14 protein-coding genes are annotated in these 15,327 nt (G+C 56.8%); 7 read left to right on the top strand and 7 right to left on the bottom strand.

Features of this window, described 5'->3' with window-relative positions; genetic code table 11:
• Positions 1-9: 9 nt before the first annotated feature.
• On the bottom strand, positions 10-429 hold the full coding sequence (locus KF784_10260) for a VanZ family protein (GenBank protein ID MBX3119439.1): 420 nt from the start codon (positions 427-429) through the stop codon (positions 10-12).
• A 457-nt stretch (positions 430-886) separates the two neighbouring features.
• Here KF784_10260 and surE point away from each other — a divergent pair, with 457 nt between their 5' ends.
• The 4 genes from surE (at position 887) to KF784_10240 (ending at position 5,021) form a co-directional block, all read left to right on the top strand.
• Complete coding sequence (surE, locus tag KF784_10255; GenBank protein MBX3119438.1) at positions 887-1,651, top strand: 5'/3'-nucleotidase SurE; 765 nt, start codon at positions 887-889, stop codon at positions 1,649-1,651.
• A 151-nt stretch (positions 1,652-1,802) separates the two neighbouring features.
• Positions 1,803-3,113 carry a hypothetical protein gene (locus KF784_10250; GenBank protein ID MBX3119437.1) on the top strand — a complete coding sequence of 437 codons (1,311 nt, stop codon included), beginning with the start codon at positions 1,803-1,805 and terminating at the stop codon, positions 3,111-3,113.
• A gap of 241 nt (positions 3,114-3,354) precedes the next feature.
• Positions 3,355-4,104: a PEP-CTERM sorting domain-containing protein gene (locus KF784_10245; GenBank protein MBX3119436.1), complete on the top strand. Its 750-nt coding sequence runs from the start codon at positions 3,355-3,357 to the stop codon at positions 4,102-4,104.
• Positions 4,105-4,274: 170 nt separating this feature from the next.
• Entirely contained in the window at positions 4,275-5,021 is a 747-nt protein-coding gene (locus tag KF784_10240; protein MBX3119435.1) for a hypothetical protein, read from the top strand.
• A gap of 14 nt (positions 5,022-5,035) precedes the next feature.
• On the opposite strand, the gene KF784_10235 is transcribed toward KF784_10240, so the two are convergent.
• Positions 5,036-6,814: a sodium:proton antiporter gene (locus KF784_10235; protein ID MBX3119434.1), complete on the bottom strand. Its 1,779-nt coding sequence runs from the start codon at positions 6,812-6,814 to the stop codon at positions 5,036-5,038.
• Between the two features lie 140 nt (positions 6,815-6,954).
• Complete coding sequence (locus KF784_10230) at positions 6,955-7,461, bottom strand: DUF3011 domain-containing protein (protein MBX3119433.1); 507 nt, start codon at positions 7,459-7,461, stop codon at positions 6,955-6,957.
• Positions 7,462-7,570: 109 nt separating this feature from the next.
• Between KF784_10230 and KF784_10225 the strand changes: the two genes are divergently transcribed.
• Both KF784_10225 and KF784_10220 read left to right on the top strand, forming a co-directional pair.
• A complete protein-coding gene (locus KF784_10225) occupies positions 7,571-8,326 on the top strand; it encodes an enoyl-CoA hydratase/isomerase family protein (GenBank protein MBX3119432.1) in 756 nt (251 codons plus the stop codon).
• 314 nt (positions 8,327-8,640) lie between these two features.
• Positions 8,641-10,182: an ATP-grasp domain-containing protein gene (locus KF784_10220; protein ID MBX3119431.1), complete on the top strand. Its 1,542-nt coding sequence runs from the start codon at positions 8,641-8,643 to the stop codon at positions 10,180-10,182.
• Between the two features lie 180 nt (positions 10,183-10,362).
• Here the strand turns inward: KF784_10220 and KF784_10215 are convergent, their stop codons facing one another.
• Positions 10,363-11,763 (bottom strand): Gfo/Idh/MocA family oxidoreductase, encoded by a 1,401-nt coding sequence (locus KF784_10215; protein MBX3119430.1) that lies wholly within the window; start codon positions 11,761-11,763, stop codon positions 10,363-10,365.
• 114 nt (positions 11,764-11,877) lie between these two features.
• On the bottom strand, positions 11,878-12,309 hold the full coding sequence (locus KF784_10210) for a hypothetical protein (GenBank protein MBX3119429.1): 432 nt from the start codon (positions 12,307-12,309) through the stop codon (positions 11,878-11,880).
• Between the two features lie 216 nt (positions 12,310-12,525).
• On the opposite strand from KF784_10210, the gene KF784_10205 reads away from it, so the two are divergent.
• On the top strand, positions 12,526-13,983 hold the full coding sequence (locus tag KF784_10205) for an ankyrin repeat domain-containing protein (protein ID MBX3119428.1): 1,458 nt from the start codon (positions 12,526-12,528) through the stop codon (positions 13,981-13,983).
• A gap of 76 nt (positions 13,984-14,059) precedes the next feature.
• Here KF784_10205 and KF784_10200 read toward each other — a convergent pair whose 3' ends face one another.
• Together KF784_10200 and KF784_10195 are read right to left on the bottom strand one after the other, a co-directional pair.
• Positions 14,060-14,530 carry a hypothetical protein gene (locus KF784_10200; GenBank protein MBX3119427.1) on the bottom strand — a complete coding sequence of 157 codons (471 nt, stop codon included), beginning with the start codon at positions 14,528-14,530 and terminating at the stop codon, positions 14,060-14,062.
• Between the two features lie 91 nt (positions 14,531-14,621).
• Positions 14,622-15,290: a hypothetical protein gene (locus KF784_10195; GenBank protein ID MBX3119426.1), complete on the bottom strand. Its 669-nt coding sequence runs from the start codon at positions 15,288-15,290 to the stop codon at positions 14,622-14,624.
• Between the last annotated feature and the right edge of the window lie 37 nt (positions 15,291-15,327).

The raw sequence follows: 15,327 nt of genomic DNA, 5'->3' as shown, positions 1-15,327 counted from the left end.
TCGCGGGTCCTACGGATTTGTGACTTTTGCGTGATAGCGGGTTCCGAAGAGCCAAATGAAGAAAAGCGCTCCTGCCATGTCGAGGAGAAAATCCAGCGCCGAGCCACTGCGGTTGGAGGAGAAAAGTTGGCGGGTTTCGTCGTAAGCGGCGAGGATGGCGACGTAGGGTAGGGCAAGCATCAGGCCGAGCTTGATCGTGGGAGGGTTCGTCTTCCACTTCTCATTCAGGCTGAAAACAGTTCTTGAGGCGATGACATATCGGAAGGCGAGGTATCCGGCGACGCCGTAGAAGGCGAAGTGGATCGTCTTGCGGATGGCGATCGTGGCGATGTCGGCGGCTTGGGAAGTGAGGCCGAACCAGTCCATGAGGGCTTTGTGCATGGGGTCAGCGCCGCCTTTGGAACTTGAATAGGCCGCTACCAGCAACATAAAGATCGTTAATGAGTTGCGCAACCACGATCTGTCACGTAGAGTTTTCTGAACTTTGAGGTCTTGGAAAAAGGACTGGATGAGCAACAAAGGTAAGAAAATATATAGAATGGCACTCTCTGGGAGGTCGGGCTTGACCTCGCTTGCAAGTGAAAACTGAGCTACCGCACAAAACAAGAAGGGCCAAGCAATGAATTCAAACAGGTCAGTTTTAGTCCAGGGGCGAGGAGTTACAAATTGTGACCAAAGGACGAATAGCGTCGCTGCAACCGATGAAGCCATCCATCCGGCTATGGGCCATGCTATGGTCAAGCAAATCGCTACGGGCAAAGGCACTAAGCTGAGCCACACAACGAGCCGTAGTTTTCTCTGGTGCAGAGCATCATAGTCCTTCGGCAGCAGTCTCGGCATTTGTTGTACCCGTGGGTGGTCTTCCGAGTAACCTACCTCAAACTCCATGCGCATTCTGATTACCAATGACGACGGCATCCGCGCCGAAGGCCTGCGCGTGCTTGCGCGCGTCGCAAAGCAGTTCGGCGAAGTGAAGATCGCGGCTCCCGACCGCGAGCGCAGCGCCTGCTCCCACGCCATGACCCTGCGCGACCCGATCCGCGCCGTCGAAACAGCGGTCGAGGGGTGCCAAGCGTGGGAAGTGGACGGCTTTCCGGTGGACTGTGTGAACGTCGGGCTGGAACTGGGCTGGCCCGAAGGCTGCGACCTAGTGCTGAGCGGGGTCAACTACGGCCCGAATCTGGGGTTCGACACTACCTATTCCGGCACCGTCGCCGGGGCGATGGAAGGGGCGATCAACGGCATCTTCTCCATCGCCGTCAGCATGGCGATCTTCGTCTCTGGCGCGCCGCCGCACTTTGCCACCGGCGAGCAGTGGCTGTGCGAAAACATGGAGCGGCTGCTGAGGCTCCCGCGCAAGCGGCTCACCTTCCTGAACGTGAACATCCCGGCGATCGCCTTTGACGGCATTGCCGGGGCGAAGATGGTGGGGATGGGGGAGAGGGTGTATGAAGAGCGTCTGGTTCAGCGCGAGGACCCCTGGGGGCGGCCCTATTACTGGCAGGGCGGGGTTGTGGTGATGAACGAGGAGCAGGCGGAAAAGGACGTTGCGGCGATCAACGATGGATATGTGACGGTGACGCCGGTGACGCTGGACTGGACGGATCATGCGTATCTGGAGGAGGCGCAGAGAGAGTTTGAGGAGCAATGATAGCTACCCCCACCTCGCTCCTCCCCCTCGACGGGGGAGGATGACTGTTACCATCTGTAAGCTCTCGTGTATTGGGGTAGCAGCCATCACAGTTGAGCCTGAGTTTAGCCAAGGCCGACTATAATCCCTCAAGCCCCTGTTGGTGTCGCCTATGATAACCGTCCTCGCCATCGCCCTGATCGTTTCTGACAATTCATCCTTTGCTCAGATTGAGCCCATACACCCCGTTCGGACCGAGGTCATCACCCCCATCCGCAACAAGACCTTCAATAAGGAGGGGGCGGCGAAGGAGCGGCGGCAGGGTGGGAATCCCCGCACGGTCGATGGCATTCTCATCTTTGACGGCTCATCTGATGGCAACCGGCAAGTCGATCCGCAGATCGCAGTTGGCGGGGGCTATGTATTGCACGGCACCAACAACGGCCTTGTGATTTACGACAAGAAGGGCAATTACGTGCAGGGTGTGCCGCAATCGGAGTTCAACAACGGCATCGACCCGAAGATGTTCTTCGACATTCACAACCGGGTTTTTGGATTCGATCTTTGGAACCCCTGGGACGACGCGAAGCTGAAACCGGTCAACATCTCCATCTCAGAAACTTCAAACCCAACGGGAGCTTGGAACACCTATCCGGTACCGGCTCCGGGCGGGGTTGATGGTGGCGGGATCGGTTACAGCCGGAAGTGGATCGGATACTCGTTCCCCGGTGGGCCAGAGCAGACATTTGTGATGAAGATGGCCGAGGCAAAGGCGGGCAAGCCCGCAACGGTGTATCACTTTTCGGGCAGCCTTGGGCATCCGGTGAATGTTCAAGACCCAAGCGACGACTTGTATTTCGTTCGCCTAACCGATCGTGAGATCGTCCTCACCCGCGTGACCGATGATGGAAAGGGAACACCGGTTGTCGCTTCGGTTGTGAAGCAGGCGCACGGCTTTAAGTATTTTGGTTGGCCTCCGGCATCACCGATGAAGGGCGTGTCCGTTACGACCGCATCGGGAGACCGGAACCCTAAGGTATTGGTTGTCCAAAGTGGACGGTTGTGGTTCTCACATGCGGTCAATGTTGAAGGCCGTGCTGCGGTGCAATGGCACCAGTTTAAGTTGGATGGAACATTGATTCAGTCGGGGTTGATTGCCGATTCGGTGAACAGCTATATCCAGACCACTCTTGCGGTGAACAAGTTTGGAGATGCGCTTATTGGCTTTCAGGAGACCGGGCCAGAGATGTTTATCAGCGGGCGGTGTGCTTTGCGGCTGGTGGATGACCCGATGGGTTCTGTGCGTGACATCCTTAAGTTAGGTGAAGGTGTTGCAGCGACGGAAGGCGGCTCTTGGGGCGACTATAGCGGTACGGTGGTAGACGGCGATAACTTGACCGATATGTGGACGATCCAGAGCGTCGCGAATGAAAAGGGGCGGGGAAGCACGGTGATTGCGCGGATTACGCGCCCAGAGAAGTAGCGTTGAGTATTAATGACAGATCAGCAGCGGTCATTCTGCTCATCTATCGCCCTTCCTTTTATATAGTCCCAAAGCACTCTTTAGGGCACATCTCCACTGAGACCTCTGCCCCTTTCTTTGCGGGTGCACGCAGTCCTTGGACCCGAACGCTAACAGCGCTCTGAGTCTCCTTCGGTATCACTCTTAGCGCCCCGCCTGCGATTTGGCAGGTACGGGCTTTTTGTTAAACGAAGGAAGCAACATGCAAACAACAAAATATGCAACTGCGGCGGCCGCTCTGGCCGTCCTCGCTGTAGGAGCTCAGGCCATCACGATCACGAACGGATTTGAGGCTCCCGACTACTCGAATGGCTCTACGCTAACCGGAGCGAACGGCTGGACTCCAATCTCAGAGGGCACTACGGCTGGGCTGGTTCAAACCGACATCGTTAAATCAGGCTCGCAGGCAGTCCGCTTTGATCGGACAGCGACAAGCCCAGCAACCTTTGGGGCTTACGTCGAGCATTCTGGGTGGATCATGACCCCTGAGCATCCGGTGACCACGATGGAGTGGGACATGTATGCGCTTGATGGTTCCGTCAAGAGCGATCTTTGGGGGATGAGCGCTTTTTGGGGCTTAGAAGAGCGTATGACGGTGGGCATTAACCAGAACAACAAGCTTACGGTTCGCAACGGTTGGATTGGAACTGTCGAGACCAACACAACGGTCGCACGGAACGTTTGGAACCGCTACCGGATAGACATCGACTATATCGCCAAGAATGCTTCGGTCTACTTTAATGACGCGTTTATTGGTCAGTGGGCTATCTTGCCTGGACCAGCAGAGCACTGGGGAACGGCAATCTTCAACCGATCTTTCGGCGGAAATGATGGCGCAGTTTTCGATGGGCTGTCGATTGCTACGAGCGCCCCAGTCCCTGAGCCTGCGAGTCTTGCAGCTCTCGGCATTGGTGCAATAGCCTTGATTCGTCGTCGGCGAAACCGGGGCTAATATCTCTCCCGGATATTCCTCCCTTGTCAACGTTCGGCGTTGATGAGAGAGGTTTGCATTTGTGGGGTTAGCCGAAGGGCATTGTTAGGTGCAAACGTCATTCGTTTTATTAGCGAATCCTGTCCCAAAGAACCCTGCAAAAAATAGCAGTAACACCGACGATTATGGGTATGAGCCTCGGCCTTGCCCTTGTCACCCTTGCGACGTGTTGCGTCGATGCGCCGCAGCAACCCGTAATCGCCTCAACTGGTCCTTCGCGTGAGCTTATTGCGTGGGAGCCCGTAGCCGGGCAGCAGCTCGAATACTGGACCCGCTTTGGCACTTGGAACGGCGATAGATTTACGGAATGGCAGGCGACCACTCGACTCATGGTTCTTTCTGTCAAGCAGGACGAGCTTTTTGTCCAGACTCGATTTCGCACGCTATCCGAAGCGGTCAAGGCTGGCGATTGGCGAACACGATGGGATGTGGACCGAATGCCGGTGACGACCCAAAAGCTCAACAACTACGGCGAACCGATGGACGCAGAGGGAGCGCTTCCACTCAATCGATTTTGGGTGTCGGAAGCAGTTTCTGGGTGCGGAATTCAGTATCCAAGAAACGTTGTTGGACTCAATGAGTCGTGGACTGTGGTCAAGAAGGGAGTCAGCGCTCTGACCTTTACCTACGTTGGCAAAGAACAGGTTCGGAAGCGTGACTGCTTCAAGGTGTCGTTTACTCGAACTGACGCATCGGACAACCCGCAAGTGAAATGCTCAGGGACGTATTGGCTGGATTCTTCCGACGGCAAAGTTGTGCGTGTGCAGATCGGCACTCGCGAAGAAGCCTGCGGAAAGGTGAGTGCGGGGCCTGGACATTCTGCGTTTTATCTGGAGCTTGAGCTTACACAGGCCAAAACGCCGCTTAACTCTCATTGATTCGATTGTACGACCTAAGAGCTCATAATCTCGGATCGATTTTGGTCTGGAACTGATGGGATTATCGCGACAATCGTTTCAAGATCAGTTGCAGTTTTGGTGCCTTTCGAGTGCAATGAATAGCGCTTCATATTGCCGCTCGCCAGAACGATCGCACCTTCGTGGGAATTCAGATCCTCTGCGTTAATCGCTTCGATGCTTCCACCATTGTGCAGGGCTTCTAAGACTTGCCCGTGCTTTAATGCCGGACTTCCAAGGACTCGACCGTGATTGTTGTGGGGGTCGTCGGCCTTTCGATTGGGGTTGAGGCGGAAGACGTTGGCCCGTCCAAAGTGGGGTGTCCAGTGAACCACAGCAAGGTCGTTGACTTCATCGCTAGGTGTCGCGCCGATGAATCTTCCGATTCCACGCAGGTCCAGATCAGAGGTGCTGTGATCGTCGAAGGCGCTGCATTCGGCGGCTTGTAGACCCGCTTTTTCGGCTTGTGCGACCTTAGCAGGATCGATATCTAGGAGGAGCACCCTTTGTCCCAGCTTTTGCAATGCAAGCCCTAATCGTATTCCCACATCATCTGCTCCGGCGATAACAACCCCTTGGGGGTCTTCATCGGCAACTTTGAGATATCGAGCGAGTGGAGCAGCCCCGAGGCCGTAAATGAAGACCGTGATGACGATAGTGAGGATCGAGTAGGTCGCAAGCTCTTCACCGCCACTGAGTCTGGTTTCGGTGAGTCGCAGGGCAAAGACGGTGGATACGGCAGCGGCGACGATACCGCGAGGCATCACGCCCGCCAGGAAGAGACGTTCGTGCCATTTTAACGAAGAGAATGCCGTCGAGACGAAGACTGTCACAGGCCGTGCAACAACGATGAGAACGAGAATCACGACGATGCTGGTTGGCGTGATGAGCCTTGCGACCGTCGGTTCGAGCCTTGCCGAGAGCAGGATAAAGAGCGTTGAGATGAGCAGAACTCGCAGGTTCTCTTTGAACTCAAGAATGTGTTCAACCTTCACCAGTGACTGGTTCGCCATCACGAGCCCCATCGCGGTGACCGCGAGCAGGCCGGATTCATGAAACGCCATATTTGAGATGGAGTACACGCCGACGACGAGTCCAAGAGTTAGCGGCACGTGAAGGTGGTCGGGAACCCAGAAGCGGCGGAGGGCGATGACGATCAATGCTGCGCCGCCCAGGCCAATTCCAGTGCCCGTAGCCAACAGCTTGACGATCATGAGGGCAGCCTGGTTGGTGGGGAGGTCGGGCTGGAGATAGGCGATCTCGAAGACGATCACAGCGAGGATCGCGCCGATGGGGTCGGCAACTATCGATTCCCACTTTAAGATTGAGCGTAGACGAGCCACCGGACGGACTTGACGAAGGAGTGGGAGGATGACGGTGGGGCCGCTGACGGTCATCAAAGCTCCCCAAAGCAGGGCGAGCCTGAGTTCAAAACCTGCTATCAGAACAGCGGCTGAAGCGCCGACGGCCCACCCAGCGGCGAGGCCGACTGTCACGAGCAATGGAACGACGGCTCCGGTTGCTTTGAGCTCTCGGAATTTTAAGCTTAATGCGCCTTCGAAGAGGATGATCGAGACGGCAAGGGAGGCCACGGAAAGGACTACGTCGCGTCCGAACGTTTCATCGGGTTTGAGAATGCCGGTCACGGGTCCGGCGACGATTCCGGCAAGCAGGAGGAGCAGAATCCCAGGCAAGCGAGTGCGCCAAGCGATCCATTGCGCGCCTACTCCTAGCAGGAGCACCAACACCAATCCTTGCATGACTCCTGATTCCATAGGACTGCTCAGGATACTCAATAGGCCTGATTTCAGGCATGCATTCCGCTAATACTTGGTGGGCAGACACCAAAGCGAAATCAAAGATGCGCCGAGACTTCCTCTCGGCGCATCTTTGATTGGTAAGGGTTACTGAGAGCCTAACGACGAACTTCAAACTCGGCTCGGCATCCGTTATCGACCCAGATATGGGCGTTCGTGTATCCCCATGATCGACCATAGGTGCAGGGGGCATCGCTGAGTCGCTTGACGAGTCGAACTTGGTTTCGTGTTGCGATGAAATAGGTGGCCAGACGTCGATCTTTGCTTTCCACCTTCACGCGTTTCCAGTCGTCGCGTCTGTCATCACGGCGGTCGTCTCTTCGGTCATCTCGGCCGTATTGCCGCACCTCAAAGACCGCGCGACATCCGTCGTCGACCCAGATTTTGCGGCTGTCGTAGCCCCAAGTTCGGCCTTCGATGCATCGGGCGTCGGAGAGTCTGTCTTGGACTCGAACCCGCGCATCACGCAGGTCCATACGCCTTTCTGCATAGCGGCCGTCCTTGCTTTCGACCTTGACGCATTCGACGTGGTCCCATGCTGCGTAGGCCATGGTGCCGACAAATGCGGCGCAGACGGTAATGAAAATTCCTTTGCTTAGGTTCATAAATCACCTCGATTGGAGTTGGGTTACTTTTCCGACGTCCTGGTATTTGGGGAGTTACCCTTTCCTGGGGTCAGTGGGCCGAGTGTTTGGGTCATGCCATACTTTTCCCATGCTCAATGCTGAGTCCCGTGGACCCGTTTTGTACGTCACTTTGAACCGCCCCGAAGTGCGCAATGCCTTCAACGACGAACTGATTTCCAAGCTGACCGACGTCTTCTCTGGCGTCGGTTCCGAAACTCGGGTCGTTGTCATGAGTGGGGAAGGAAAGTCGTTCTGTGCGGGGGGCGATTTGGAGTGGATGCGCAAGGCGGCGGCTTATACCGAAGAGCAGAACTATCAGGATGCGGTGAAGTTGGGCAAGCTGTTTGAGAGCATTGCCAATTGTCCGGCGGTGGTGATCGCAAAGGTGCATGGCGCGGCTTTTGGCGGTGGGGCTGGGGTTGTGGCTTGCGCGGATATCGCGATTGCGGAGACCGAAACGAAGTTCGCTTTCAGCGAGGTTCGGCTCGGGCTTATTCCGGGCACGATTTCGGCGTTCGTGATCCCCAAGATCGGGGCTGGGCATGCCCGGGCGCTGTTTACGACCGGAGAGGCTTTTGATGCTGCGCACGCCTTTCACATTGGTCTGGTGCATCAGGTTGCCTCTTCGGAGTCACTTGATGAAGCCGTGAACGCGAAGTTGAAGTGGATTTTGGCAGCAGGGCCGAATGCGGTTGCGGCGTCCAAGAAGATCGTCCTGGACGGCAGTTTGCCGATTGAAGAGTGCGCGCGACGGCTCGCAGCGGCTCGGGCGAGCGAGGAAGGGAAAGAGGGAGTTGGGGCATTTTTGGAGAAGCGGAAAGCGAGCTTTGTTGTTGAGATTTGAAGGCGTAGGTGAATCCCGGCCTCGTCCCGACGAAGGAGAGAAGATGAGGGGACGGGTTAGAAAAAGGAATCTAAGGATATCGTGGGTATGTATGGAGCTTCTTTTGGTTTCTCGCAAAGACGCAAAGTCAAATTTGATGGGGCGCTGCCTTCGGTGAATGGACTGTAAGGATGTTCCCATCCAGCCTTAATGACCCATAGTGTGTGACGAATAGGAGGCTGATTCCAGCGACGATTGTCTGGAAACAAGTACCCTCCATAACGCAGTTATGGAGGGATCACAGTCTCTCCAATTGAATGCCAGCGGGTTTCTGAATGATCTCTAAACTCCTCATCGCCAATCGCGGAGAAATCGCCGTCCGCGTCATCCGGGCCGCCCGCGAAATGGGCATCCGCACCGTCGCCGTCTATTCGGACGCAGACGCACAGGCCATGCACACCCAGCTTGCCGACGAAGCCGTCCACATCGGCCCGCCCGAGCCCGCAAGCTCCTATCTCGACATCGGCAAGATCACCGACGCCGCCAAGCAGACCGGGACCGATGCCATCCACCCCGGCTACGGATTTCTTTCCGAGCGAGCCGAATTCGCCGACGCATGCCAGGAAGCGGGGATCACCTTCGTCGGTCCGAGCGGGGATGCGATGCGGCTTTTGGGCGGCAAGATCGGGGCGAAGAACCTGGCGGTGAGCGTGGGCGTCCCCGTGACTCCCGGCTTCTTCCAGCCCGGGGCGACCGACGCCCAGCTTAAGGAAGCGGCGAATGAGATCGGCTACCCCGTGATGCTCAAGGCCAGCGCGGGCGGAGGCGGGCGCGGCATGAGGATCGTGCGCAACCCCGGCGACTTCGACAATGAGCTCAAGCTTGCCAGCGAGGAGGCGATTAAAGCCTTCGGCGATGGGGCGATGATGGTGGAGAAGCTGGTGGAACGCCCCCGCCACGTGGAAGTGCAGATCCTTGCCGACCAACACGGCAGCGTCGCCGCGCTGTTCGAGCGCGAATGCTCGATCCAGCGTCGGCATCAGAAGCTCTTCGAAGAGGCCCCTTCCCCGCTTTACTCCAGCGAGTACCCCGCCAACCCCGGCGCGCTGGTCGAGCTTTGGCCCAAGATGCGCGAGGCCTGCGTTGCCCTCATCAAAGCGGCGAAGTATACGAACGCGGGCACGGTCGAATTCATCGTCGACGAAGCCGCCAAGGAGTTTTACTTCCTGGAGGTCAACGCACGGCTGCAGGTGGAGCATCCGGTGACCGAGATGGTAACCGGGCTGGACCTGGTGCAGTGGCAGCTTCGGGTGGCTTCAGGCGAGGCTTTGAACCTGCCGCAAGCCGTCATGAACGGCGAGCGAGGAGCCTTGAACGGCCATGCGATCGAGGCCCGCATCGTCGCCGAAGACCCAGCCAGCGGGTTCATGCCGAGCATCGGCAAAATCATCGCCTGGGCCGAGCCGAAGGCGCCAGGGATTCGGGTGGACACCGGCTTTGCCGCAGGCTCGGAAGTGACCCGCTACTACGACTCGATGATCGCCAAGGTGATCGCGTTTGGAGCGACACGGTCGGAGGCCATCCGCAGGCTGAAGAACGCTTTGCTGGACTTCCATGTGATCGGTGTGAAGACGAATGTGGCCTACATGCTCGACGTGCTGGACCACCCCGACTTTCAAGCCGGGAGAATGGACACCGGGTTCTTGGGGCGTGAGTTTGCGGAATGGTCGCTGGGGGAGACGATCCCGGACGAGCTGGCAGCGATCCTTGCCAACGCTCAGCAGGGGGGGATGCACTCTGTCGCCGCTAACGGCGGAGGGTCGGAAGCGGCGGCTACTGCCTGGTCCATTAGCGACGGCTTTCGGAATGCCCACTAGTTTTGGGAGTGCGCGAATTTATTCGCGCTTTTAGCTGACCCGATTCATCGGGTCAGCACCACTTGAAGTTTTCTGTAGAGTGCACTCGCTATATAGCGTGCCAACACCTTGCCGGAAGATGCTGGCTGCGATAAATCGCCGCTATGAAAGCGCGAATTAATTCGCTCACTCCCAAAAGTGCTATCTCTTCACAGCAGACTTGATGTCTACTTTTTGCACTTGCCCGCCCTTGTGGCGGCTAACTTCCGATTGGAACCCGATATGGTGGCTCTCCATCGACTCTTGAAGGTCGGTTAGCAAGAACGCCGAATCGTCCCAAGCGATCGCTTGGCAAAGATCGCGGACCATCCGCTGATCGCCTCCGCCGTGTCCGTCTAAGCCCTGATTGTGTTGAGCGACATCCCACCGCACCGCCTTCCCGGTCTGGAAGTTATAGACATCGAGGAATCGCTCGTCGCCCACGATGTCACCTCCCGTGCAGAAGATGCGGGTGCGACGGCCGCCATAGCTCGAATTCGCCTCCATATTGAAGTTGGCGGTGATGTTCCCATCGAATTCCATCATCACCGTCTGATGGTCGCAAACGTCGTTGCGGTGCCGATACACGCAGGCGTCGTATTGAGTTTCCTTCATCGCCCGCAAAATCGCCTCGTCGGAGCGGTCGCGAGAGATGATGTGGTGGGTGCTCCACAGCTTCTTCTTCACATAGAAGTTGGAGGCTTCGTAGGGGCAGGTTTCGACGATGGGGCAGCCCTTGCTGCAGTGGGTAGGGGCACCCTCCGGGGCATACTTCTTGGAGAAGTGTGTGAGCCCGCCAAAGCTGCTGACGCGGCGGCACGGCACACCCGCAAACCATTTGATCAGATCGAGATCGTGGCAGCTCTTAGCGAGCAGAGACGGGTTGGAATCCTTCTCGTTGTGCCACGGTCCCCGCACATACGAGTGAGCAAAGTGCCGATAGTGGATCGGCTCTAGATGCTGGATCGAGACGACATCGCCGATCAGTCCGCTGCGAAGGACGGCCTCCATCTGCACAAAGTAGGGCGCGTACCGCAAAACGTGGCAGACCGCCGTGTAAGCCTTCGCCTTCTCAGCGGCAAACAAGATGTCGCGGCACTGCCTCCACGACTGCGCGATCGGCTTTTCGAGCAGGAGGTGATAGCCCTTGTTCAGTGCGGCGAGAGCGGGACCGATGTGGAGATTGTCCGGTGTGGAGACAACGATCACGTCGGCGAACTTGGGCTTGTCGAAGACCTTCTCCCAAGTGTCGAAGACGACCTCCGGCCCCAGCTTGTGCCGAGAGATCGCCTGCTCGCGGCGATAGTCGATCGGTTCGGCAACGCCCACGATCTTCCAGTCGTCGGGCATCTGGCTTTCCATATAGCCGTAGTAGCCTCCGCGTCCGCCGTAGCCCAGGACAATTGCCGTGACCGGGCGGTTTGGCTTGCGGTAGGCGGGGCGCTTGGGCGTGGGCAGGGTGATGTCATCTTGGGCTTCCTCCCAAGTGAAGCCGTCGAGCCGAGGGAGAGGCAGGCTTGCTGCCCCAAGCATGCCCAATAGTTCGCGTCGGGTGATACTCATAGCCGTGCGCTGAGGTTACCGATGGGGTCTGCGGCAAATCAAGCATCGGAGGCAGCAATCGCGGCGTGCAGCCAAAACCGCACTAAATGCTTGAAAGAAGGTCCACGTCTGAGACTACTTGCCGGAATAGTCGATTTTGATCTTGGCGCGGTCGGCCCGGGGAGGGGGAAGGGCACTGAAAAGCGCCGGACCAACCCCGAAGAAGAGCCCGATGATGACCAGAGCGTAGCCCAGGTTTGCCTTGCCGTCGTTTGCATCGCCGAGTAGTTCGTGAATGATCGTTTCGGCCCCAGATGCCCCGATGAACACAAATGCCAAGATCGGGACAGCCAGCCAACCAACCGGCCAAGGGAAACTTTCAAATATATTCTTGCCGTCTTGCGACGAGAATTGTGTCCTGGATTGAACGATCCGAATGAGGAACCAGGTGATCGGGATGGCCATGACGGCTAGGTAGCTCCAGGGGATATCACTGCGTAACACGATCTTTTCGATCCCGTTCAGAAAGACAAAAACACACAGGATAAGCAGGCCGTTTTTGAGCATGTTGACGCTCTTTTCGATAGAGTACGTGTTTATTCTATTCGAGGATTCAGCCCTCTTGACTCGCTTTCGTCCACAAGCGTTGCGTGTATAATCTTTGCAGGCGCATCGGGCGCAACCGGGTCCGCGGAAAGAGCTTAGCTCACCGATCACATAGCTTAAACACTTAACCAAAGTGCGGCCTAATCGCGGACCTTAGGCGATCGCATGGAGGTTTATATGTCGAAACAACTGCCCGAGCGCCCCAATCTGGAGCATCTCAAAAACGAAGCCAAGGCCCTTCTTCGCCTTGCCAAGACCAACGATCCCGAAGCTCTTGCCCGCATGGGCCAGACCCCCGCAAAAGCGCGACTCACCGACTCCCAGCTCGCCATCGCCCGCGAATATGGCTACCCTAGCTGGTCCAAGCTGAAACGCTACGTCGAGGGCTATGAAACGCACCGGAACGCTTTCTTTGCTGCCATCAAAGCCGGTGATCGAGAGCGTGTGCGAAAGATCCTTGCCGAGAGTCCGGACGTGATTCGATCCAAGGACCCGACCGAGTTTGGGGCCACGCCGATGATCGCGGCGGTAAACCGCGAAGATCGCCCGATGATCGATCTCCTCTTGGAGCACGGGGCCGACGTGAATGCCAAAAGCGACTGGTGGGCGGGGGGATTTGGTCCGCTGGATTCGGCGAGTGAGGAGATTTCGAACTACCTCATCTCTAAAGGCGCAAAGCTGACGGCCCACGCGGCGGCACGGCTTGGCAAAGTCAAGGAGCTGAAGGCGATTATCGCCAAAGACCCGAATGTGGTTCATGAGCGTGGCGGGGATGGCCAGTACCCTTTGCACTTTTCCAAGACCCCCGAAATCGCCGGGATCATTTTGGATGCGGGGGCGGACATCGACGCGCGTGACCTCGACCATCACGGAACCGCCGCACAGTTCCTGCTGAAAAACGAGGAGGTGCTGCGGTATTTGGTAGAGCGCGGCGCGAGCACCGACATCTTTATGGCGGTTGCGCTGGAGAAGATGGACCTCCTGAAATGGCATGTCGAGGAGGATGCCGGGGTCTTGGAGCGACCTATCAACGAGCCGGGGAGCGCGATGATCCCGGTCGCCCCTGGGCGACATATCTATTCCTATGTGCTCGGCGGGGTCACCCCATTGCAGGCCGCAGCGAATTTGGATAGGGAGCTTGCTTATCAGTTCCTGTTTGACCGGTCGCCGCCCCGATTGCAACTGCTAGCGGCTTGTTGGAAGGGTGATGGTGCGGTGGCGCGGCGGATCGTGGCGGAGAACCCGGACATGGTTGCGAACCTGGCCCTAAAGGACAAGCGGCTGATCTGCGACGCGGCATGGAACCGGAAGGCCGACTCAGTGAAGCTGATGCTGGAGCTTGGGTTTGACGTGAACACGCTCAACGGCGAGCGCTTGACCCCGATCGCCAACGGAGCTTTCCACGGATTCGACGACATTGTGGAGCTAATCTTGCCTTACGGGCCGGATTTGGAGATCAAGAATGTGTACGGCGGGACGCCCTTGGGAACCTGTACGTACGGGTCGGTGAACGGTTGGCGGAAGGACGGCAACTATCCTCGAACGGTGGAGCTGCTGATTAAGGCAGGGGCAAAGCTGCCCGAGAGTCCGGCTGGCAGTCCGGAGGTTAGGGAAGTGCTGGCGAAGTATATGTGATTGGGGATGGTCGGCAGGTTGCTGAGTAATTCCCCTCCTTGTTAAGCGGAGAGTTTGACAGGGAGGGGTTTGCGTTTTAGAGGTGCCGGTCGCGTTCGTCTGGCGAGCCTTGGTGATCTCGACCGGACTTCCTTCTGTCGGTCAGCCAATAAAGGAAGGTCATCATAGCGCTCATCGCGATTCCAAAGTAGATATGATCGCTCCAAGGCGTTTGCATCGTTGTGTCACGGCGCATGCTTTCTGCAAGCGTTTCCAGTCCTGCTCGGCAGAAGATCATGATGATCGCCGTCAGTACTCCCGCAAGCAAGAAGGTCCAAAAATCCGCCGGCTCATCCTCTTGGCTTTGAGTCGGCTTGCGTCGGGAGTGTCTGTAGAGACCGATAGCAGAACTGGCAATGCTGACAACCAACGCTATCGATGCTGCGGTGGGCCATTGGTTGATACCCGGCTGTAAGAGTTGGAACACGCCGATGAGGCAGCAGAAGAGCACAACTGCGATCGCCAGTGTTGTGCCGATGATGGATGGATAGCTGATCCTGCTGAGCACTGTTGGAATATTCTACAGCAGGTCTTGGGCGCTGGCTGCTGGGCTTTCTGTCGAGGCAGGTAAGGGAGAGGTGATGGCGCGACTATAGGCGTCAAAGAACCTTTTTATAGCCGTGGGCCGCAAGCCATTTATCCTGATCTTTTTCAGAAATCCATTTCAGCACAATCTGGCGAGTACGGCGAAAGCGTGCGTGATGAAAAATCCCCAGGCAGAAGATGACAAGCCCAGCGAGACTTAAGATGGCAGTTTCTGCTTTAGTGAAGAACCAACCAAGTATTCCAAGTGTAATCGCTGTGAAGCCGCTAAGATATAAGAGGTGAGCCTCCGCTGCAAACGTACGAGAAAACTCAGCCTGATCGCTCGGACCCAGCTCTCTGGTAATTTGGCCCGAGATAATATCAGCCTCAAAGATTGACATTCCGTACTCTTTCCTCAAGCGATGCTCAAAGCTAGGGTACTGACTGGCAGCATCCTCGTGTCCACTTCGAAACTTCGACGGACTACTGCCTGGCCATAGCGCGTGGATGCACAACAGCAGTGGATATATTGCTGCACGATAGACCCCGTAGGAAAGAATTCCAACCGACAACGCGAGTGTCGCCAAGCCAGCAGCCCCAAACTTAGAGATAACATCGCTCTCGAGAATGTCAGGAAAGGCGATGGCCCAGCAAGCGAGCAAAACAACACCGCCGATAAAATAGCGGATGATTGAGTCTAGTGAGAACTCTTTACTGGTGATTTTTGGTAGGACATCAGCCATTGGTACAAACCTCAATCCATTATGGCCCCCATATTTA

The organism is Fimbriimonadaceae bacterium, from assembly GCA_019638775.1.
Lineage (GTDB): Bacteria > Armatimonadota > Fimbriimonadia > Fimbriimonadales > Fimbriimonadaceae > JAHBTD01.
The sequence above is the reverse complement of the archived record's forward strand: the minus strand, read 5'-3'. Positions and strand labels throughout refer to the sequence as shown.